Annotated in this window: 15 protein-coding genes; 6 read left to right on the top strand and 9 right to left on the bottom strand. The window is 61.0% G+C overall.

What is annotated here, in order from left to right; all coding sequences use genetic code 11:
* Window positions 1-24 precede the first annotated feature (24 nt).
* The 5 genes from ACFQPB_RS03140 to ACFQPB_RS03120 all read left to right on the top strand — a co-directional run bounded on the left by ACFQPB_RS03140 (window position 25) and on the right by ACFQPB_RS03120 (window position 9,099).
* Complete coding sequence (locus ACFQPB_RS03140; RefSeq protein WP_382219704.1) at window positions 25-1,743, top strand: PIG-L family deacetylase; 1,719 nt, start codon at window positions 25-27, stop codon at window positions 1,741-1,743.
* Between the two features lie 25 nt (window positions 1,744-1,768).
* Window positions 1,769-5,005, top strand: coding sequence for a glycosyltransferase (locus ACFQPB_RS03135; protein ID WP_382219702.1), 3,237 nt, complete (start codon window positions 1,769-1,771; stop codon window positions 5,003-5,005).
* A gap of 132 nt (window positions 5,006-5,137) precedes the next feature.
* Window positions 5,138-6,337, top strand: coding sequence for an acyltransferase family protein (locus ACFQPB_RS03130; protein WP_382219701.1), 1,200 nt, complete (start codon window positions 5,138-5,140; stop codon window positions 6,335-6,337).
* A gap of 70 nt (window positions 6,338-6,407) precedes the next feature.
* Entirely contained in the window at window positions 6,408-7,085 is a 678-nt protein-coding gene (locus tag ACFQPB_RS03125; RefSeq protein WP_382219700.1) for a lytic transglycosylase domain-containing protein, read from the top strand.
* Between the two features lie 37 nt (window positions 7,086-7,122).
* The gene (locus ACFQPB_RS03120) at window positions 7,123-9,099 is read left to right on the top strand and encodes a tetratricopeptide repeat protein (protein ID WP_382219698.1); all 1,977 of its coding nucleotides are present in this window, start codon (window positions 7,123-7,125) and stop codon (window positions 9,097-9,099) included.
* Between the two features lie 15 nt (window positions 9,100-9,114).
* Here the strand turns inward: ACFQPB_RS03120 and ACFQPB_RS03115 are convergent, their stop codons facing one another.
* From ACFQPB_RS03115 to ACFQPB_RS03075, 9 genes are all read right to left on the bottom strand, one after another.
* Entirely contained in the window at window positions 9,115-10,347 is a 1,233-nt protein-coding gene (locus tag ACFQPB_RS03115) for a DegT/DnrJ/EryC1/StrS family aminotransferase (RefSeq protein ID WP_382219696.1), read from the bottom strand.
* A gap of 10 nt (window positions 10,348-10,357) precedes the next feature.
* Window positions 10,358-10,993: an acetyltransferase gene (locus ACFQPB_RS03110; RefSeq protein ID WP_382219694.1), complete on the bottom strand. Its 636-nt coding sequence runs from the start codon at window positions 10,991-10,993 to the stop codon at window positions 10,358-10,360.
* A complete protein-coding gene (locus ACFQPB_RS03105) occupies window positions 10,990-11,586 on the bottom strand; it encodes a sugar transferase (RefSeq protein WP_382219693.1) in 597 nt (198 codons plus the stop codon). The genes ACFQPB_RS03110 and ACFQPB_RS03105 overlap by 4 nt, the downstream gene beginning before the upstream one ends.
* An 18-nt stretch (window positions 11,587-11,604) precedes the next feature.
* A complete protein-coding gene (locus ACFQPB_RS03100; RefSeq protein ID WP_382219692.1) occupies window positions 11,605-12,837 on the bottom strand; it encodes a glycosyltransferase family 4 protein in 1,233 nt (410 codons plus the stop codon).
* 7 nt (window positions 12,838-12,844) lie between these two features.
* The gene (locus ACFQPB_RS03095; RefSeq protein ID WP_382219691.1) at window positions 12,845-14,647 is read right to left on the bottom strand and encodes a glucosamine 6-phosphate synthetase; all 1,803 of its coding nucleotides are present in this window, start codon (window positions 14,645-14,647) and stop codon (window positions 12,845-12,847) included.
* 82 nt (window positions 14,648-14,729) lie between these two features.
* Window positions 14,730-15,308, bottom strand: a complete 579-nt coding sequence (locus ACFQPB_RS03090) for an acyltransferase (RefSeq protein WP_382219689.1) — start codon at window positions 15,306-15,308, stop codon at window positions 14,730-14,732.
* Window positions 15,309-15,316: 8 nt separating this feature from the next.
* On the bottom strand, window positions 15,317-16,381 hold the full coding sequence (locus tag ACFQPB_RS03085) for a Gfo/Idh/MocA family protein (protein ID WP_382219687.1): 1,065 nt from the start codon (window positions 16,379-16,381) through the stop codon (window positions 15,317-15,319).
* Between the two features lie 14 nt (window positions 16,382-16,395).
* Complete coding sequence (locus ACFQPB_RS03080) at window positions 16,396-17,691, bottom strand: nucleotide sugar dehydrogenase (protein WP_382219685.1); 1,296 nt, start codon at window positions 17,689-17,691, stop codon at window positions 16,396-16,398.
* Window positions 17,688-19,685: a polysaccharide biosynthesis protein gene (locus ACFQPB_RS03075; protein WP_382219683.1), complete on the bottom strand. Its 1,998-nt coding sequence runs from the start codon at window positions 19,683-19,685 to the stop codon at window positions 17,688-17,690. Before ACFQPB_RS03075 ends, ACFQPB_RS03080 begins: the two co-directional genes overlap by 4 nt.
* A 350-nt stretch (window positions 19,686-20,035) precedes the next feature.
* On the opposite strand from ACFQPB_RS03075, the gene ACFQPB_RS03070 reads away from it, so the two are divergent.
* Window positions 20,036-21,115: a DegT/DnrJ/EryC1/StrS family aminotransferase gene (locus tag ACFQPB_RS03070; protein ID WP_382219681.1), complete on the top strand. Its 1,080-nt coding sequence runs from the start codon at window positions 20,036-20,038 to the stop codon at window positions 21,113-21,115.
* The last annotated feature ends 23 nt before the right edge of the window (window positions 21,116-21,138 follow it).

Below are 21,138 nucleotides of genomic sequence, written 5' to 3'. Positions count from 1 at the left end.
CCAACCAATGGAGGCACCACACCCATGCTGGAGCATCGCCCCGAATCAGTGACGTTCCCCGAGCGTTGGGATGTGTCGCGCTACGGCCGCTACCTGGTGCTGGCACCCCACGCCGACGACGAGGTGTTTGGCTGCGGTGGCCTGATGGCGTTGGCGCGCGCACAAGGTGCGGAGGTGCGTGCGCTGGTGGTGACCGATGGATCGCAAAGCCACCCCGACACGCCGGCGCACGAGCTGACCCACCAGCGACAGCAAGAGGCCCGTGCGGCGGCCCATGTGCTGGGCCATGAGGTGGTGTTTTTGGCGTTCAAAGACCGCAGTTTGCGCTACGGCGAAGAACTCATCACAGCCTTGACCGAGGCCATACAAGCCTACGGGCCCGACCTGTTGCTGTGCACCCCGCCCACCGAGCCGCACCCCGACCACCAGTCGCTGGGCTTGGCCGCCATGGCCGCCGTGATGCGCCTGCCCCGCCGCCCCGACCTGGCCTGGTACGAGTCCGGCCACCTCATGGTGCACGCCACCCATGTGTGCGACATCACCACGGTGGCCGAACGCAAGACCGAGGCCATGCACTGCTTTGTGTCGCAACAAAGCCTGCTGGACTACACGCGGTGCATTGAGGCCAAAGACCGCTTCCGCTCCATCACCCTGGGCGGCGAGAGCCGGGCCGCCGAGGCCTACCACCTCATGCCCACCGCAGGCTTGGGTGAGCGTGCCGTGTTGCCAGGGCTGGACACGCTCTACATGCACCAACGGGAGCGCGCCGCCAGCCCGGCCGATGTGCCGCTGGTGAGCGTGCTGATGCGCACCATGGGCGACCCACGCCTGGAAGAGGCCGTGGCCAGTGTGTTGGCGCAAAGCTACCGCCCGCTGGAGTTGGTGGTGGTGGCTGCCCACGCGGAGAATGTGTACGCGCAGTTCCCTCAGTTCCGCGCGTTGCCGGCGCTGAAGGTGGTCAACCTGGGGCGCCGGTTGAACCGCCCGGAGGCAGCCAATGCCGCCTTGGACGCGGCCACAGGGCAATACGCGGTGTTTCTGGATGAAGACGATCTGTTTTTGCCGGAGCATGTTCAGACGCTGGTTCGCGCCTTGCAGGCCCATCCTGGGGTGCATGCCTCACACTCAAACGCCCGGATGATCGGCGTGGATGAGCAGACCACGTTTGTGTTCGATCTGCCCTTCAACGAACGTTTGCTGCACATTCGAAACCGCCACCCCATCCACACGGTCATGTTCGAACTGGGTTGGACCCAACGCAAGGGGTGCCGCTTCGACGAACAATTGGCGACACTGGAGGACTGGGATTTCTGGCTGCAGGTGTCGCGGCATACCCGGATGGTGGGGACGGGGCAACTGACGGCCATTTATCGCAACCATGAGCGCTCTTTGTCGGCGGACGATCTGCCGATGCACACCATCGCTACCATTCACAGGCGCTGGGTGGACCCGGACCGGCTGTCGGGTGTGATCTGGGCGTTGGTGGAGGAGCGGGATGCGCAGGACAGGGCGATGCATACGCTGCGTGGCCAAGTGAATGAGCGTGCGGCCGCGGCTGCAGCGGCAGAACGGGCGGTGGCAGCGGGCGAGGCCGAGCGCAGCGCGCTGATGGCGCAACTGCACGCGGCCGAGGCGCAGTGGCGTGCCGTGTGCGCCAGTCGGAGTTTTCGACTGGGAAGCGCGTTGGCGGCACCTTGGCGTTGGTTGGTGACGCTGGTCAGGCGCACCCGCGCGCGTCAGTGAAACGATTGAGAGCACGGAGAGCCATTTGTCAAAACCACTGGTCAGCGTTGTCATTCCTGCCTACAAGCACGAGGCCTATATTGCGCAGGCCATCGACAGCGTGCTGTCTTCGTCGGTGGATTTGGAGTTGCTCGTCAGGGACGATGCGTCGCCGGATGGCACCTGGCGCGTCATCGACAGTTACCAGGACGAACGTCTGCACAAAAGCCGCAACGAAACCAACCTGGGCGCGCACACCACCCTGAACGCGCTGCTGGACCAGGCCCGAGGCGAGTATCTGACCATTTTGAATTCGGACGACCGGTTTTTACCTGGCCGTCTGGAGCAATGTGTGGCGCTGGTGCGCGACGGCGGTGTCGATCTGGTGGGTACCGACGTGCGCTTGATCGACGCTGGGGGTGAGGTGGTGACCGACCATTGGTGGGTGGATGCATTTGGGGCGCTGAAGCAGGTCTGGCACGACACCCAGGACTGGGCGGCCACTTTGCTCGCTGGCAATGTGTTCATGACCACGTCCAACTTTTTCTTCAGCCGGGAACTGTGGTCCAAGGTGCGGCCCTACAGTGACCACCGTTACGTGCATGACTACGATTTTCTGTTGCGTGCTGTGGCTGGCGGTGCGCGACTCAGGTGGGTGGATGAGCCCTTGCTGGACTACAGACTGCATGGCAGCAACACCATCCGAGAGAATCCCCTGAACGCCAACCTCGAGGCATCGTCTTTGCTGCGCGAGATGTTGCCCGCCTTGCTGCAACTGCCCGGCGATCTGTCGGCGCGGGTGAAACACCTCAACAACCAATGGGGACGCATTGAGAAGTACGAAGTCGAGATTCTGAAAGATGTGCACTTACAAGAAAAAACAGCGTTGATGCAGACCTTGGAGCGCATCAGCGGGGAGGGAAAAGTGCTGTTCGAAAAAAACCAGACATTGCTGCAAGAGTTGACGAGCCAGCAGGCGTTGCAAGCGTTGCTGGCGTCGCGGGAGCAGGCGTTGGCAAGCGTGCAAGACAAGTTGGCGTCACACCAGCGGTCACAGCAGCTGCGTGACGTGGAGCTGCACCGCTTGCGGTCCACATCGTTGCTTGGGCGGCTCAAGCAGGTGGCCCGCAGAGTGCGCGCATCGGCGGGCACCGTCCGGACACTGTGGCGCGTTGCCCGGCAGGGGCGCTCGCATGCGACACCGCTGCGCGTGGCCACCTTTTCGGCATTGCGCAAAGTGGTGGCTGAGCGCGGTGATCAAGTGCGCGTGTTGTCGTTTGACGTGTTCGACACCTTGCTCGCTCGTTGTGTGGAGCCGCCTGACCTGCTCATTCGCAGGACGGCACAACTGCTGGCGCAGCGTCTGGACATGCCCGGTCAAGCGATGGAATTGCTTGCTCAGCGCGAGTTGGTGGAGCGCGAGCTGCGGGAGGTGGCTCGGGTGGGTGGAGACGACCATGAATGCCACCACGATGAGATCATTGAGCGCTGGGTGCGCCGCGTGTGCCCATCGAGAAGCACCCAGGCCCAAAATGAACTGATCGAGTTTGTTCAGGCGGCCGAGCTGGACTTGGAGCGCAAGGCCCTCAGTGCCAAGCCGAATGCCAGGCTGTTCTTGGAGTGGGCACGCGCCAAGGGGTTGCGGATCATTGCCATCTCAGACATGTACCTGGCGCAACGTCAGGTGGCGCAGTTGCTGGACGAGTTGGGTTACCGGGGCTTGATCGACGAGGTCTACGTTTCGTCGGAAAAGCGCTTGGCCAAGTACTCCGGCCGTCTTTTTGAACACGTTTTGCGCGACGAGGGCCTGACCCCCGAAAGCGTGATGCACGTGGGAGACAACTTTCATTCCGACGGGCTCTCGCCTTGCCGGCTGGGTGTGCAAGGTGTTTTTCTGGACGAGAAGCATGAGCGTGTGCGGCGGCGGCGGCAGACGGTCTCCTCCCGAATGGCTGCACATGGCGGCATCTGGCCTGGCAGAGCGTTGGCTGAAATCGTGGGTGAGCGGCTTCGTTTGGACGACCGTGCCAAAAAAGAGGACGTTTATTTTCAGTACGGCTTGGAGGTCCTCGGACCTGTATTCAGCACCTTCACCCAGGGTCTGCTGGAGCGGGTGCAACGCGACCGACCTGATCGCGTCTATTTTTTGGCGCGCGACGGCTATTTGTTCATGAAGTTGTACGAGGCGGTGGCTGGCGCGCACCCAGAGGCCTTGCCACCGGCACACTACACCTATGTCAGCCGACACGTCGCCGCCCGAGCGGCGGTGTCGGGTGGTTTGACGCATGACCAAGCCCTGATAGCTTTGTACAACCCCAAGCAACAAGGACTCACCTCGGTTCTCAAGACCTACGGCCTGCCCGTCGCAGAGTTTGAGGCGATGGCCAAGACCCATGGCCTGTTGGACATGGCCGAGCCGATAGCCGATTGGCACGATGCGCGGCTGAAAGCGTTTTTGGCCGACCCCGACGTGAAGGGTCGGATTGCTGAACACGGGCGCACCGCCCAAGAGGTGTTGCGAACCTACTTTGAGCAGGCGGGTTTTTTCAGCGGTCAGCGTGTGGCGGTGGTCGACATCGGATGGAACGCGACCATTCAGCATTACCTCGAGCAGTCCTTCGCGACCGATGGTGCCTACCCGGATGTGGTGGGGTACTACTTTGCTTACATGCACAACCTCCATCAGCGGCCGTTAAAGCATGGCAGCATTGAAGGACTGATGCAGGACCGGCGCCGCCACAACCCGCAAGAGCGCGCCCCTTCGGATTTTGAGGAACTTTTCGAGCAGGGCGCGCGTGCTTTGCATGCCACGACCGTGGGATACCAATCCACAAATGGCACGATCGAACCCGTACTGAAAAGTGACGATGCGCCAGACCGACAAGCGGAGATACGTTGCAACCCGGCCATTGAGGCCATGCAGCAAGGGGTGCTGCTGCACTTCGAGCATTTCATGGCAGCGCAAAAGCTCACCGGTTTTTCATTTGATGAGCTGAAGCCCTACGCCATGGGGCTGATGGAGCGTGCGGTGGTGTACCCCACGCCGGATGAGGTAGACGCCATCACCCGTTTGGCGCACACCGAGGACTTTGGTCACAGCCATGTGTTGGACCTGTCGGCGGGCAACGTGGGGTGGATGGACTTTTTGTCCATCGGGCGCCTGAGGGGCAAGCTGTTGAAGTTGCCATGGCGGTATGCACCGTTTGCCCGCTTCAGAAGCCAGTTGCCTGCCGCCTTGGCTCGGTTGGAGTCGTTGCGCGTGGCCAAAAACCGGGGGTATTGATGGAAGATCGACGCAGCAGGTTGGTGATGAGGCCGCACAAGATGGTGGTCATGCATGCGCCTTTCAGGTTGTTTGGCGCCGTGGCCTCAAGTTTTAATCCTGGGCTGAAGTTGTTGCTGCGTTGGTACGCCAGTGCCATGGCGTATCGGGCTTTTGATGGCGATCGATTGCGGTATCGCGTCTATCGATTTTTTATCTTGCTGTTGTGGCGAAGGTAAGCCCATTCATATGGTTGGCAACAGAATATTCGGCCTCGACCTGCTGCGTGCCTATGCCGTATTGGCGGTGGTGTACGCGCATGGGTATGGGCTGTTGAGCGAGGTGGTGCCACATCGGCTCTACAGCTTGCCAACGTTGGATGGTGTTTCCATTTTTTTTGCGTTGAGTGGATTTTTAATTGGCCGAATTCTGTTGAAAGTTTTCGCAACTGACCATGTTGCTCCAGCGGATATATTTGTGTTTTGGTGCAGGCGGTGGTTGCGAACGATACCAAACTTTGGTGTCGTTTTGGTGTTGTTGATTGTTGGCTCTGTGTTGTTGGGGCAACATCTGCCTGACAAATTGTGGCTTTATTTCGTATTTTCGCAAAACCTGTTCAGTGCTCACCCCAATTTTTTTCAGGAAGCCTGGAGCTTGTCGGTGGAGGAGTGGTTTTATCTCACTCTTCCCGTGCTGCTGCTGATTTCTCTGCGGGTGAGCCTGTTCGGTAAAAGACAAACCATTGTGATGGTGATTTTGGTGGGGGTGGTGGGGGTGGCCGCATACCGGTCGGTGCTGGCGTTGCAGTTGGATATCCATTCGGTTGAGGCGTGGGACGCCCACCTGCGCAAGATGGTGTTCACGCGGTTTGACGCCTTGTTGTTTGGGGTTGGCGCAGCCTATGTGGCTCTGTACAAGCACGGGCTAGTTGTCAAGTGGAAATGGTGGTTGCTGGTCGCGGGTTTGTCATTGTTGGTGTTCGATAAGGTATTCATGCGCGTCTTTTTCAGTCAGTTCTATTTGAATCACTTCACCTTGACGGTCACTGCGGTGGGGGCAACATTGCTGACGCTTGGGTTAAGCGAGCTGGTTTATCAGGAGCGAAATCTCATTTCGCGCTTGGTGGTGGGTGTCAGTAAAATATCGTATTCAATGTATTTGGTTCATCACAGCTTGGTGCTGTGGATGCTGTTGCCGGCACTCGAAAAACATGCAGATGAATTTGTTCGAGTCGACAGCTCTGCGGTGGTGTATTTGATGTATTGGTTTTTGACGGGTGTGATTTCAATCGTTTTGTATAAGTGTGTGGAGAAACCCATCATGGCGGTCAGGGACAGGCATTTCCGTGCATAGTCGCAGGGCTGCCGCCAAAGGGGCAGTGTTCCGCTAAAAAATGTTGATTTGTCGAGTGTGGGGTATTGGTATGTATGTTTTTTCGGCGCTGATGCCGGTGGTGCGGGGCGCGACGGTGGTGCTTTGGGGCTCGATGTTGTGGGCAGGTGCCGTGTCGGCAGCCCTGGCCAGCGGCGTCTGGGTGTTTGAGGACACAGAGGGCGTGACCCACTTGGGCAACACCGCGCCGCCGACCGCGCGGGGGGTGCAGTGGTTGAGCCGTGGTGTGGCATCGCGCGCTCCGCAGATCATTTCGGGGGCGGGTACTTTTCCCGTGGCGAAGATGGCCGGCTACGCCCAGGCCAAGCCGATGCTGGAAGATGCGGCGCAGGATCACGCGGTGGACCCAGCATTGGTGACGGCGGTGAGCGCGGCTGAATCAGGGTTTCGGCCAGATGCGGTGTCGCCCAAGGGGGCAGTTGGTTTGATGCAGCTGATGCCCGCTACCGCTGAACGTTACGGTGTGGTGGCCCCTAACCGACACGAAGCCACCAAACTCCTGAAAGACCCGCGACTGAATGCGCAAGTGGGCACGCGCTACTTGGCCGATCTGATTCGCATGTTCAATGGCGACCTGGAATTGGTGCTGGCTGCCTACAACGCCGGGGAAGGCGCTGTGATGAAACACGGCCGGCGGATTCCCCCATACCCCGAAACGCAGCAATATGTGGTCAAGGTGTTGAAGTACTACCGGTCGATGCGCAGTTGACTGGGTGCAGCAACAACCCGCCCCAAAAGAGTGACTTATGCAACGTTACAAAATGAACCGTGACACCGCGAAACTGTCGTTGGCGGCGGTGTGCCTGCTCGTTGGTATCGCGTGGCTGTATTCGCACGGATTTGCCCACGAATTGATTTTTGACGATACCTCGCTTTTGGGGCCCGAGCCAGATTTCCACTTCGGATTTCGCGAACTTTCCGAGGCTTCGTTTGGTGCCCTCCAACGTTGGTGGGGCGAGGGTTGGTACTGGCAGCGTGCCGCCAACGCGGGGCTGCACCTGGCGACATGCGTCTTGTTGTGGCTGTTTTCGTTCCGCTTGGTCTGCCGCGTCGGTGTAAATGAGAAAACGGCTGCTTGGGCTGCTCTGGGTGCCACAGCGTTGTGGGCCTTCAATCCGGTGGCGGTGTATTCCGTGTCTTACCTCATTCAGCGGTCCATGCTGATGTCCACATTCTTCGCATTGGCGGTGATGTTGACATTCATGGAGGTGTTGCGAGCCAACACGATGGCGCGGCGCCTGGTGTGGAGCGTGCTGACTTTGGTGGCCTATGTGTTGGCAATGATGTCCAAGGAGATGGCCGCGCCGGTGCTGGGTCTTTTGTTCCTTCTGTATGTCTTGTGGTGCCGACCCAGCAACAAGCGCTTGTTTGTGATTGGCAGCACGCTGGGCGTCATTTTGTTGGCCTTTGCGTATGGCATGTTTGTTTGGATGGGGCGGGATCTGGGGGCTGCACCGGAAGGAAACATCGCCCTGTTCTGGGGGCCACTGATCAGCAAGTCGCCCGCTGCGGCGGACCAGTTGTATGCGCTCAGCGTGATCAATCAGCTTTGGCTGTATTTTTACTACGGCCTGCTGTGGGCGTTGCCCTTGCCGCAGTGGATGAGTATCGACATGAGGACGGCTTTTCCGTCGTCAGTGTTCGAGTTGCCGCATGTGCTCGGCGCGTTCCTATGGGTCTGCATGGTGGGCGCGGCCTTCTATGCGCTCGTGAAGGCAGCATCTGACCGGGTTCGGTTGGTTGGGTATTTGTTGTTGCTGCCCGCTGCGTTTTTTCTGACGGAGTTGGTGTTCGTCAGGGTGCAGGAACCCTTTGTTTTGTACCGGAGCTACTTGTGGTCCATCGCGCTGGCGCCGCTGATGGCGCTGGGCATTTCATGGGTGCGCTTGCCTGTGGTGCCCAAAGGCGCGGTCGTACTTTTGTTGTGTGGTGTCTGGGCGGTTTTTTCGCTTGACCGGATACAGAGCCTGAAAAATGAGCGGGCTGTGTGGAAGGATGCGGCTGAAAAAATCGGACAGGTGCCAGCAACTGAAATGCGCATGGGGCAATGGCGCGCTTTCCTGAATTACGGGATTGCCGAACTTCAGGCGAAAAACCACAAGGCAGCGTTCCAGGCCTTGGAGGCTGCACGCGCATTTGGGGTGGCAGATGTCACCTACCGCACCAACCAAGGCGCGAATCTGCTGGCGGCAGGGCAAGTCCCGCAGGCCGTCGCGTTGCTTGAACCGCTGATGAACAGCGCAGAAGACATTTCCCCTGCCACATACTTCAACTTGGCCGCTGCTTTCAAGTCATCTGGCCAACTAGGGAAGGCGCTGGAGGCCTATGACCGGGGTTTGCGTGACGATCGTGTGCTGGGGCGTGTCAGAGTTGACGCATTGTTTGATGTCAGCCTGATCGCCATTGGGCTTAAAAAATGGGGCGAAGCCGAAGCGTACTTGAATGAACTGCGGCGCCTAGATCCCGAGCATGTGTTGGGGACCGTTGCTTTGGCAAACGTGCAATTTGAACAGGGTCGGGTCGATGAAGCCCTGGAAATTTTGTCCCAAGCCATTGAGCGTGGTCCCCAAGCCGAGTTCTATCACGGCAAGGCGTTCATCTACTTCAAGCAGGGTGACCTGGCTGCCGCAGAAAAGAACAACCGCCTGTCTTTGGAGCTCAAGCCTGGGAATCCGATGTTCTCGCGCTTGAAGAGCGAGCTCGCGCAGAAACAGGTGCGGTGACGCAGGGTGCCGGGGTCACTGCGCGGCGCACAGGACCTCGGTGATGACGCTGGCGGATTTCTGCATTTCAGCCGGTGTCAAGCTGGGGTGCACCAGAAACATTAAGCTGGTCTCGCCCAGGGAGCGTGCGACGGGCAGCCGCTGTGTTGGGCGCCAGCCGGTGCCATCGAACGCCTTCTCCAGGTACACCTCTGAGCAGCTTCCCTGGTAGCAGGGCACCCCCGCCGCGTTGATGGCCGTGACGATGCGGTCGCGTATCCAGCCAGCGGCCAGCCGCTCGGGCACAACGTGGGCGTACAGTTTGTAGAAGGCGTGCACACAGCCGCGTTCGCACCCCGTGCTGGCGGCGGACGATGGACAGCCGGCAGCTGTGCAACGCAACAGAGGCAGTCGGATCGGGCCGGTGGCCGTTGCAAAGGGTTGGAGCGCTTTGATCAGCAAGGTGGCGTTGGTATGCCGTGCGCGTGTCCACTCGGGCATGCGGGTGAGCTGGATGCGGCCGATGGCGGCCTGCATTTCCAGCATGCGCCAGTTGGTGCCAAAACTTTCGTGCAGCCACCGAAAGCCCGGTGGGTGCTGGCGCTCATACACGGCCTCGTGGCTTTTGCCGTGGTCTTTGTAGGCCCACATGGCGCGCCACAGACTCTCGTCGTGGGTGGTGACCATGCCGCCTTCGCCGCCGGTGGTCATGATCTTGTCCTGACAAAAACTCCAGGCGCCGATGTGCCCGATACTGCCCACGCTGCGACCCTTGTAGCGTGCCCCGTGTGCTTGCGCGCAGTCCTCAATGACTTTCAGTTGGTGCTGCTCGGCCAGCGCCATGATGGGGTCCATGTCGCAGGGCCAGCCGGCCAGGTGCACCACGATCACCGCTTTGGTGCGCGGTGTCAGCACGGCGGCGATGGTTTGAGCGGTGAGGTTGCCGCTGTGGGCGTCCACATCGGCAAACACCGGCACAGCGCCGGCATTCACCACGCAGGACACCGAGGCCATGAAGGTGCGTGGGGTCACCACGACCTCGTCGCCGGGGCCCACGTTCAGCGCTTTCAATGCCACATCGAGTGCCAGGGTGCCGTTGGCCAGTGCCACCGCATGGGGTGTGCCGCACCAGGCTGCGAATTCCTTTTCAAACTGGCGGCATTCTTCGCCTGTCCAGTAGTTGACGCGGTTGGACAGCAGCACGCGCTGCACGGCCTCGGCTTCTTCTTGGGTGAAGCTGGGCCATGGGGAGAAGGGGGTGTTCAACATGCGAGGTCCATCAGGCAGCGGTTTTGGGCGTCAAGACACGGGCAGGGTTGCCGGCCACCGTGGTGCCGGCCAAAACGTCGTGCACCACGGCGGCGCCGGCCCCCACCATCGCCCCGGCACCGATCGCCAGGCCCTGCTTGACCGCAGCGCCCACGCCTACCCAGGCGGCGTGGCCCACCGTGACGTTGCCAGACACATGGGCGCCTGGACAGATGTGTACGGCGTCGCCCAACTGGCAGTCGTGGTCGACCGATGCGTTGGTGTTGACGATGCAGGCCATGCCCACACAGGCATAGGCATTGACCACAGCCCCGGCCATGACCACCGTACCGGCACCTAACGTGGCGTATGGGCTGACATGGGCGGCCGGGTGAACCAGCGTGGCGATGCGCGCACCGGCCTGCTGCAAGGCCTGCTGTTTGGCCCAGCGTGTGGCGCCATGGCCGATGGACACCACCACGCCGTCGAATGCTGGCAGACGGCGCATCAGGTCGTCGGTGCTGCCTTCAACCGCCCATGCGCCGTTGTGTTGCAAGGCGGGCCAGGCGTCGTCGAAAAACACCACCCGTTCCCAGCCCAGCAAACCGGCCATGTCGGCCAGCACTTTGCCGTGCCCGCTGGCGCCCAACAAGGCCAGTTGTTTCATGGGGATCCTCCGGTGAACTTGCGCATGGTGGCTTCGTTGGCGGCAGAAATGCCTTCGCGAGCCAAGACCTTGCGCACCGTGAGCCAGAGTATCTTGATGTCCAGCCAGATGCTGCGGTGGTCCACGTACCAGACGTCCATGCGGAACTTGTCTTCCCAGCTCACGGCATTGCGGCCATTTACCTGTGCCCAGCCGGTGATGCCAGGGCGTACCTCATGGCGGCGTGCTTGCTCGGCACTGTAGAGGGGCAGGTACTCCATCAACAAGGGGCGTGGCCCGACCAGGCTCATGTCGCCCTTGAGCACATTCCACAACTCGGGCAGCTCGTCCAAGCTGGTGGCGCGCAGCCAGCGCCCCAATGGGGTCAGGCGCATCGCGTCAGGCAGCGGCACGCCTTGTTCGTCTCGGGCATCCGTCATGGTGCGGAACTTCAACATCTCGAAGGGCCGACCATGCAGCCCAGGGCGCATCTGGCGAAACAGCACCGGTGCGCCGAGCTTTTGGCGTACCACCATGGCCAGCACACACAGGGGCACGGCCAGCAGCAGCAGTGCCAGTGCGGCCAGGGTGGTGTCGAACAAGCGTTTGTGCATGCGGGTGGCTGTGTCGTGTCAGATGGGGGCTGGTGTGGCCTGAATGATGGTCAGGTAGTCTTGGGCCAGCTTGGGGTAGCGCCGGTGCTGGAGCAACCAGTCGCGCCCCCGTGTGCCCATGGCTTCGCGCTCGCTGGCGGGCATGCTGGCGTAACGCCGGATTTCTGCCTCCAGTGCGTCCCGGTCATTGGCTGGAACAAAGCTGCCGCAGTTTGCTTCGTTGACCATGGAGGGGTAGCCCGTGTACGACGCGAGCACCGGCTTGCCCGCCATCATGTAGTCGATGAGCTTGTTCAGCGACTGGCCGTAGCGCCAAACCTGGGACGGGTGGACCGCGAAGTACAGCAGGTCGCACCGGGACAGTACCGATGGCACCATCGCCTTGGGCACCTTGGGTGCGAATGTGAGGTTGGGCAAGTGCCCATAACGTGCGCGGTAGGTTTCGCGCAAATCGCCATCGCCCACCACCAAAAAGTGAATGTGTGGCTCAGCGGCCATGCGTTCGGCGCACTGCAGGAAAGTGTCCAGCGCGTTGGTGATGCCGATGGAGCCGACGTGCGCCACCACAAACGGGTTGTGTGGCAGGTGATTGGCCACGTACTCGGCTGGCAAGGCTTGTGCCGCTGTGTAGGCGGCTTCATCGATGCCCATCGGAATGCAGTGGGTGGGCCGGTCGTGGCCCAACACCTGACGCACATGCTCGCCCAGGTTCGGCATGGTGCCCACAATGGCATCGGCGTACTTGTAGCCCAGCCACTCCATGGCGGCCAGGCCCAGGACCAGGGGGTTGCGGGGGCTGAAGCCACCTTCTTCGGTGATGGTCAGGGGCCAGATGTCGCGGATCTCGAACACCAGACGGCACTTGTAGCGGCGCCGCCAGAACAGGCCTTGCACGATGGTGAGCAGCGACAGGCTGGACACAACAACCACATCGGGCCGGGGCATTTGGTGTTTGGGCAGCCGAAAAAGGCGCCACTCGAAGTCCAGCCAGCTCAGGATGCGGCGCAGCGACTTTGCCACCGAATACTTCATTGTGCGCACCCACCACAACTCAAGTCCGTCCATTTCCTGGCGCAGGTAGGCAGCGTCAAGTTGGGGCGGCGTGCCCAGCTGGTTGGAGTCTGACGTGATGATGACCGCTTGGTGCCCGAGTTGGGCCAACGCCTTCATCAACAGGTAGCCGCGCGCGCCGGCCGATCCATGACTGGGCGGCGTCACGTACTTCGAGACATACCAGAGGGTCAGGGGCATGGCATGTTCAGTGAGCCAACCTGGGAATGGCGTTGATCACCCGGATCACGTCTTTGAAATCCATGCCAATGGCATCGAGGTACCACTTGATGTTCGGGTAGCGCGGCTGGTTTTCGTCCTCGACCATTCTGAGCGCTTCTTCGCGGGTCAGATCGCCTTCGCGAATCTGGTTGCTGCGGAAGGTGTCGTGCTCGCTGAACCCTGCCACGGTGTAGTAGATGTAGTTGTAGATGGCGGCCGTGCCATCGCCGATGCGCCAGGTGGTGCTGGTGTCGGGCGCGCGCTCCCAGTCGTATTGGTTCAACAGGCTGTCGTCGATGGTTTTTTCGTCCCAGCGCCAGTAGTCGAAGATGTGGTAATAGTCGGTTTTCTCGTTGAAGCTGCGGTAGTACTCGCCCGACAACGTGTCCCACAGCGAACTGTTGAAGTAGCCGGGGCTTTGCATCATGGCTTTGAGCCGGAGCCACTGGTAGCGCAGCTGTTTCATGGCGCCGTGGGAGTACACGCGTTCTTCTTCAAAGTCGGGCGGAACACCCAGAAAACCGGCTTTGAAGTGGGTGACTTCCAGTGGGTTGACGCCCCACAGGTTCAGCGAAATGCCGGTTTGTTGCTTGATGGTTTCGATGTGGCGGAAAAAGTGTTTGTCGCCTGCGGTCAGGATGCTGACCATGCCGAGGTGGGGCGACTTGAGCCAGGCCGAGAAGTTCTTCGCGATGTTGCGCCGTTTCAGCGCGATGTCGTCGGCGACGATGATGTTCTCCACCCCCAGCTGGGCGCACATGCGGCTGATGTTGCGGCGCCCCAGATCGGTCACCATGCCCCAGTCGTAGGTGTAGGTGATGGGCTTCATCTTCAGTTCATTGACGATCAGATGCAGGCCATAGCAACTGTCGCGACCGCCTGAAAAGGGCACGATGCAGTCGTCGCCTTCGGTGCGGCGGTACCGCTCCACCAGGTTGAAGATTTCCGATGTGGGACGCGGCTTGTTGCGCGGTTTGTAGTTGTGGCAATAGTTGCAGACACCCTGCTTGTCGAAGCGGATGAAGGGCATGGTCTCCGGCAGGATGCAGCGTGTGCAGCGGCGCAGCTTATAGGGCTTGTACTCGAGCATCTGCTCGTCGCCCTGGTGCAGCCCCAGACTGGGGATGAGGTTGTTGCTGCGCTGTTCCAGCTCGTGAACCTGAGGCTCCACCATGGAGCTCGGGATGTCGATCACCACACCCGCCTGGCGCACCTGCTCGATGCTGTCGCAGTGGAGTTGCCGCAATGGGAAACTCTCTGACGAGAAATAGAGGGTGTCGCCTTTTTTGCCCAGGTACAGGCTGCCGTTGTTTGAGAACAGGCACAGCTTGCCCAGCTTGGGCAAGGCCACGGCACAGGCCACCACCCCTTTGCACAGGGACAGCACACGGCTTGCCAGCTCGGCGGGGGCCGCACCTTTGTCCAGCCCATCGGCCACGATGCCAGCAATCACCTCGGTGTCGATTTCCTGCTGGCGTTTTTTGTCGAGTTGTGGCCACAGCGACTCGTGGTTGACCACGATGCCGTTGTGGATCACGCACACCCCGTCGCGGTACACGGGCTGGTTGTCCACCAGCCCGTTGGTGATGAGCCGGCTGTGGCCCATGACAAAACCGCTGTCCTGGACGCGGACCTGTTTGAGCAGCGTGGAGATGGCCTGCGCCGCGCGGTAGAGCGCGTAGGTGTTGCCTTGCGGGAAGTACAAGCCGCTGGAATCCTTGCCGCGTTGCTCTGCGTGGTGGGCGAGCAGTTCCAGCTCGGCACGTAACACGGGTTGCTGGGAAATCACGCCAAAAATGCCGCACATAAATCAGAAATCACTGGTGGAGGTGGAGGGGCTCATTGTCGATGCGACATAGGCGGACAGGTGTTCAAGCTCGCTTCAGCGAGGCGCCATCGAGCACGTAGGTTTGGCCCGTGTGGGGGCAGGTGTGCTGGCCCTGGCCGGCCAGCGGCAGGGGAATCCGCTCGCCATGTTCGCTCATCCAGCCCATGTGCCGCGCGGGGACGCCGGCCATGAGGGCGTAGGGTTTGACGTCTTTGTTGACCACCGCGCCCGCACCCACAAACGCGTACTCACCAATGGTGACGCCACACACAACGGTGCAGTTGGCGCCCAGGGTGGCGCCCTTTTTGACCAGCGTGTCGCGGTACTCGCTCTTGCGCTCGATCAGCGAGCGGGGGTTGTAGACGTTGGTGAACACCATGCTGGGGCCGCAGAACACGCCATCTTCGAGCACAACGTTGTCGTACACGCTGACGTTGTTCTGGATTTTGCAGTGGTCACCAATGACCACTTTGTTGCCCACAAACACGTTTTGTCCGAGCGACACAGCTTTGCCGATCTTTGCGCCGCCGCACACATGCACCCAGTGCCAGATGCGGCTGCCCTCGCCAATGTGTGCGCCTTCGTCAACGATGGCTGTGGGGTGAACGCTGTACTTTTCCATGGGGCGGCTCAGTAGTGCAAGGGCAGACCAACGGATTTGTCGTCACGGGCGGAGAGGTAGGCGGCCACCAGCAATTCCAACGACTTGAGGCCGGATCGGCCATCGGTTTCCGGCTCGGCTGTGCCACGCATCACATCCACCACGTTCTGGTAGTACAGCGGGTGGCCAAAGCCATACACCGAGGTGGTCTGGTAGTTGGCCGACTGGATGTCGCTGTCGTAGTCGCGTGGCTCGTCGAATTGCCAGGTCTGGATCTCGTTGACGGCAACACCGCCCACGCGCACCGTGCCTTTTTCGCCCAGGATGGTGATGCTGCCTTCCAGATTCTGCGGGTAGGTCAGCATGGTCACGCTCATCGAGCCCAGCGCGCCGTGGCGCCACTTGATGTTGAGCACACCGGTGTCCTCGGCCTCGATGTCGCGGGTGGTGCTCATCATGGCGTGGATTTTTTCCACCGGGCCAATGATCCAGTCCAGCAGGTCCACGTAGTGGCTGGCCTGGTTCATGAAGGCGCCGCCGTCCATCTCCCAGGTGCCGCGCCAGCCGTCGCCCTGGTCGTAGTAGGCCTGTGGGCGGGTCCAGAACACGTTGAGGTGGACCATGTGGATTTTGCCGAATCGTTGCTCGGAGACGGCGCGTTTGAGCAGTTGCAGGGTGGTGTTGCGCCGGTTCTGCTTCACCACCAGGAGGCGCACGCCCGCTGCGTCGCAGGCCTTGACCATGTTCAGCCCGTCTTCGTAGCGGGTGGCCATGGGCTTTTCGGTGATGACATGCACCTTGTGCGTCGCCGCAAGCATGGCCTGCTCGGCGTGCAGGCCGCTGGGCGTGCACAGAGCGACCATGTCCAGTTGCTCGGTTTGCAACATTGCCGCCATGTCGCTGTACGCAGGTACCTTGTGCTGTTGCGCATGTGCGTCCAGTGCGATGGGGTCCACATCGCAGACGGCTGCCAGTTCAAAGTCTTGCTGGTGCTGCTCGATGGCGCCAAAGTGGTTTTTGCTGATGCGGCCACAGCCCACCACGGCAATGCGGATTTTGCGGCCGTTGATGGTGGGAAATTGTCGGAGTTTCATGGGGTGGGGGCGGTTCAGAAACGGAAGACGCTGAAACCGGCGGCAGCGGCCTCATGCCGGTTGTAGATCGATTTGATGTCGGCCAGCACCGGGTGTGGCCCGCGACACAGGCTTTTGAGTTGGGCAATCGACATGGCTTGAAACTCACGGTGGCCGACCGCCACCACCAAGGCATCGACCGGGTGCGCGGTGGAAATCGTGCCCAACTCGATGCCGTATTCGTGTTGGACTTCGGCCGCGTTGGCCCAAGGATCGGTCACCACCACCCGGGCGCCCCAGTTCTGCAGTTCTTTGACGAGGTCGGCCACTTTGCTGTTGCGAATGTCGGGACAATTGTCCTTGAAGGTGATGCCCATCACGCCCACCGTGCTGCGAGCCACATCCACGCCGTTCTGCAACATGCGTTTGATGACGTTGCGCGCGGCATAACGTGCCATGTTGTCGTTGATGCGGCGCCCAGCCAGGATCACCTGCGGGTGGTAGCCCAGTTCTTCGGCTTTGTGCGTGAGGTAGTACGGGTCCACGCCAATGCAGTGGCCGCCCACCATGCCGGGGCGAAATGGCAGGAAATTCCATTTGCTGCCGGCTGCCTCGAGCACTTCCAGTGTGTCGATGCCGATGCGATCGAAAATGACGGACAGCTCGTTGACAAAGGCGATGTTCAGATCGCGCTGGCTGTTCTCAATGACCTTGGCCGCTTCGGCCACTTTGATGCTGCTGGCTTGCCAGGTGCCTGCCTTGATGATTTGCCGGTAGAGAGCGTCCACCGCGTCGGCGGTGGGCGCCGAGCTGCCGCTGGTGATTTTCTTGATGGTGGTGAGCGTGTTGACCTTGTCGCCGGGGTTGATGCGTTCCGGGCTGTAGCCACAGAAAAAATCGACGTTGAAGCGCAGGCCGCTGGCGCGCTCCAGCACCGGTACGCACACCTCTTCTGTGGCCCCTGGATAGACGGTCGATTCGTAGATGACCACGGCGTTTGGGGGCATGTGCCGCCCCACGGTTTCGCTGGCCTTGATCAGCGGGGTCATGTCGGGGCGGTTCGCCTTGTCCACGGGTGTGGGCACGGTGACGATGATGACCTGGCATTGGCGCAGGGTTTCCGGGTCGCTGGTGAATTGCAGGTGCTGCGCTTGTGCCAGCTCGGACGGGCTGACTTCGAGCGTGTGGTCGTTGCCTGCCACCAGCTCGGCGATGCGCTGGGGGTTGATGTCAAAGCCAATGACGGGGCGGAATTTGCCGAACTCGACGGCCAAGGGCAGGCCGACGTAGCCCAGGCCGATGACGGCGATGTGTGCGGAGTCCAGGTTCATAGGTCGGTTTGCAGAAGATATCGGGAATTTTGTGGCTGGTTTGGCGGGCTGGGGTACTGGTCCTGGACGGGGCCGACACGGGGCTTGAGGGCCAGCAGGCGCCAGTCCAGCACCTCGTCAGTGGGCGCAAAACCGTCGACCAGGTCGAGCAGGCATTGGCGCAGGCCGAGCATGTCGTCGGCCTCCATGCACGCCACCAGTGCGTGCAGGCGAGGCTCGAGCCGCTCCCACGGCCAATGGGCCTCTTGCGCGCGCAAGATGCGTTTGTGCTCGGTGGGCTGGGGGTTGTTGCCAATCAGCAGTTCTTCGAACAGCTTTTCACCGGGGCGCAGGCCAATGATGGAGATGGCGATGTCGCCGTGGGGGTTGGTGTCGTCTTTGACCTGCAGGCCACTCAACGTGATCATGCGGTGAGCCAGATCGGCGATGCGAACGGGTTCACCCATGTCCAGCACAAACACGTCGCCGCCCTGCGCCATGGCACCTGCCTGCACCACCAGTTGTGCGGCCTCGGGGATGGTCATGAAAAAGCGGGTGATGTCCGGGTGGGTCAGGGTCAATGGCCCGCCGGCTTCGATCTGCTGGCGAAACAGCGGCACGACGGAGCCGGACGAGCCCAGCACGTTGCCGAACCGGACCATGCTGAATTGGGTGGGACCGTTCAGTTCGGCCAGGGCTTGCAGCACCATTTCGGCCAGGCGCTTGCTGGCGCCCATGGTGTTGGTGGGCCGCACGGCTTTGTCGGTGCTCACAAGCACAAAATGTGGCACGCGAGCGTGTAGGGCGGCTTCAGCGCAGACCCAGGTGCCCACCACGTTGTTGCGCACACCCTCGCTGGGGTTGTGCTCGACCAAAGGCACATGTTTGTACGCTGCGGCGTGGTAGACGATGTGGGGCGTCCAGGTGGCCATCACGCGCTCCATGCGTGCCTTGTCACACACCGATCCCAGCAGCGGGACGATGTGCGTGGTCGCTTGCATTTTCTGCCCGAGCTGTTGCATCTGCTGGTGGACGTCGTAGAGCGCAAACTCGCTGGCGTCCAGCAGCAGGAGTTGCTCGGGGTGGCAGCGCAGGATTTGGTGGCACAGCTCGCTGCCGATAGATCCCCCTGCGCCCGTCACCAGCACCACTTTGCCTCGGGTGTGTTTGTTCAGCAACACATCGTTGGGTGGGACGGTGTCGCGCGCGAGCAGATCCTCCACGTCCAGTTCGCGCGCATCGCTCAGCCGCACCGTGCCGGTCGACAACTCCGCCATGGTGGGCAGTGTTCGAACGTGCAGGGGCAGTGCCTGGAGTTGGGTCAAGATGGCGTTGCGGGCGGTTCGGCTGGCCGAGGGGATGGCCAGCAACACGTCGGTGGCATTCAGTTGTGCGATCAGGCGGGGCAGTTCGCGTGGGGCGTACACCGTGCGCCCATCCAGGCTGTGGCCATGTAGGCGGTCGTCGTCGTCCAGGAATCCGAGCAGGCGTTGTTCGTGGCTGTCGCTCAGGGCGCGGGCAAGCTGACGCCCTGTGTGTCCGGCGCCATAAATCAGCACGCCGGGCCAGCTTCGCCGTTGCAGCATGCGCCGGTACACGCCGCCCAGAAAAAAGCGCACCAAAGCCCGCGCGCCGCCAATGGCCACCAGCAGCAGCAACGGTTGAAGCACACCCACCGTGCGCGGTACCCCCTCAAAGGCGTACACGGTGACCAGGCCGGCGAACAGCACGGCATAGAGTGCCATGGCCTGAACCACCGCGACCATGGCGTTCCAGCCAGCGTGGCGAAAAATGGCGCGGTACAAGCCAAACCAGATGAAGAGGGGCAGTGCCACGGCAATGGACAACAGACCCACTTTCAAGTGGGTGGTGTTCAGGGGCAGCCAGCTTTCCAACCGCAGACACCATGCCAGCCACACGGTGAGCACGCACAGGACCGCATCCAGCAGGATCACCAGGGCTTGTTTGAAGGTTCGGGGCAGTGCCAAAAACCGATGGACGATGACTTCAAACATGGCAGGGCCGAAGGAGGTCGGTGACGTTTCAGGGTGGGCCGTGGATTCAGATGTCCTGAGTGCGCCGGGTGCTACTTTTGGGGTGTTCGGGCGCCCGCGACGGAGAAGACACCTCGGCTTGGTCGCCCGTCCATGTGAGTTAATTTACGCATCCAGATGGTTGCAGCATGTGTTGCGTCAGCCGCATCTCCGCAGGGTTGGAGTATCTCATGTCGCCCTCTGGTGCCTCAGTTTGTCGCGGCTGGAAAAGAAAAGCGCAGCGGCTGTCGGGTCTCCCGTATGGCATCATGCTCTGCTGCAGTTTTGAGGGCTGTAGGCTGGCTGCCCGCATTCACTACCCGAGCAATCCGATGGAATTCATAGACCTCAAAAGTCAATACCAACGCCTCAAGGCAGACATTGACGCGCGCATTCAGCGCGTGCTGGACCACGGGCAGTACATTCTGGGGCCAGAGGTGGCGGAGTTGGAGGGCAAGCTGTGTGACTACACCGGCGCCAAACATTGCATCAGTGTGGCCAATGGCACCGATGCGTTGCAAATTGCGCTGATGGCCCTGGGCGTGGGGCCGGGTGACGAAGTCATTACCCCCGGTTTCACCTACATCGCGACAGCAGAAACCGTGGCTTTGCTGCTGGCCAAGCCTGTGTACGTGGACATTGATGCGCGTACCTACAACCTCGACCCGGCCCTGCTAGAGGCCGCCATCACGCCGCGCACCAAGGCCATCATCCCGGTGAGCTTGTATGGGCAGTGCGCTGACTATGACGCCATCAACGCGATCGCTGCTCGCCACGGCATACCTGTGATCGAGGATGCTGCACAGAGCTTTGGTGCCACCTACAAAGGGCGCAAAAGTTGCAACCTGACCACGATTGCGTGCGCAAGCTTCTTTCCTAGCAAGCCACTCGGTTGTTATGGCGACGGAGGTGCCATCTTCACGAGCGACAACGGGTTGGCAACGGTGATGCGTCAGATCGCGCGCCACGGTCAAGACCGCCGTTACCACCATGTGCGTGTGGGCGTGAACAGCCGTCTTGACACCTTGCAGGCTGCGGTGCTGTTGCCCAAGCTGGCGGTGTTGGACGAGGAAATTCTGCTGCGCCAGCAGGTTGCTCAGCGGTATGCCGAGCTGATCGAGCGACACGGCGGGGCGACACCGCCTGCGACAGAAGCGCACAACACCAGCGTCTGGGCTCAATACACCATTCAAGTGAGCGATCGAGAGGGCGTGCAGGCGCGTCTCAAGGTCGCTGGTATCCCGACCGCCGTCCATTACCCCATTCCGCTGAACAAACAACCTGCAGTGGCCGATGACTCGGCGTGCCTGCCGGTGGGGGATGCGGTGGCACAACGGGTCATGAGCTTGCCCATGCACCCTTATTTGGCTGCATCCGATCAAGAAAAAATCATTCATACCCTGGTCGTGTGACCAGGGTGGTTCTGCGCGGAATG

The organism is Hydrogenophaga atypica, assembly GCF_042665215.1.
Taxonomy (GTDB): domain Bacteria; phylum Pseudomonadota; class Gammaproteobacteria; order Burkholderiales; family Burkholderiaceae_C; genus Hydrogenophaga; species Hydrogenophaga defluvii_A.
The sequence above is the reverse complement of the archived record's forward strand: the minus strand, read 5'-3'. Positions and strand labels throughout refer to the sequence as shown.

What these genes read in the sequence shown, in the direction of transcription:
- ACFQPB_RS03105 (WP_382219693.1), bottom strand. Translation starts at nt 11,586, where the DNA reads ATGCACAAACGCTTGTTCGACACCACCCTGGCCGCACTGGCACTGCTG.
- ACFQPB_RS03100 (WP_382219692.1), bottom strand. Translation starts at nt 12,837, where the DNA reads ATGCCCCTGACCCTCTGGTATGTCTCGAAGTACGTGACGCCGCCCAGT.
- ACFQPB_RS03090 (WP_382219689.1), bottom strand. Translation starts at nt 15,308, where the DNA reads ATGGAAAAGTACAGCGTTCACCCCACAGCCATCGTTGACGAAGGCGCA.
- ACFQPB_RS03085 (WP_382219687.1), bottom strand. Translation starts at nt 16,381, where the DNA reads ATGAAACTCCGACAATTTCCCACCATCAACGGCCGCAAAATCCGCATT.
- ACFQPB_RS03075 (WP_382219683.1), bottom strand. Translation starts at nt 19,685, where the DNA reads ATGTTTGAAGTCATCGTCCATCGGTTTTTGGCACTGCCCCGAACCTTC.
- ACFQPB_RS03125 (WP_382219700.1), top strand. Translation starts at nt 6,408, where the DNA reads ATGTATGTTTTTTCGGCGCTGATGCCGGTGGTGCGGGGCGCGACGGTG.
- ACFQPB_RS03080 (WP_382219685.1), bottom strand. Translation starts at nt 17,691, where the DNA reads ATGAACCTGGACTCCGCACACATCGCCGTCATCGGCCTGGGCTACGTC.
- ACFQPB_RS03120 (WP_382219698.1), top strand. Translation starts at nt 7,123, where the DNA reads ATGCAACGTTACAAAATGAACCGTGACACCGCGAAACTGTCGTTGGCG.
- ACFQPB_RS03115 (WP_382219696.1), bottom strand. Translation starts at nt 10,347, where the DNA reads ATGTTGAACACCCCCTTCTCCCCATGGCCCAGCTTCACCCAAGAAGAA.
- ACFQPB_RS03110 (WP_382219694.1), bottom strand. Translation starts at nt 10,993, where the DNA reads ATGAAACAACTGGCCTTGTTGGGCGCCAGCGGGCACGGCAAAGTGCTG.
- ACFQPB_RS03140 (WP_382219704.1), top strand. Translation starts at nt 25, where the DNA reads ATGCTGGAGCATCGCCCCGAATCAGTGACGTTCCCCGAGCGTTGGGAT.
- ACFQPB_RS03070 (WP_382219681.1), top strand. Translation starts at nt 20,036, where the DNA reads ATGGAATTCATAGACCTCAAAAGTCAATACCAACGCCTCAAGGCAGAC.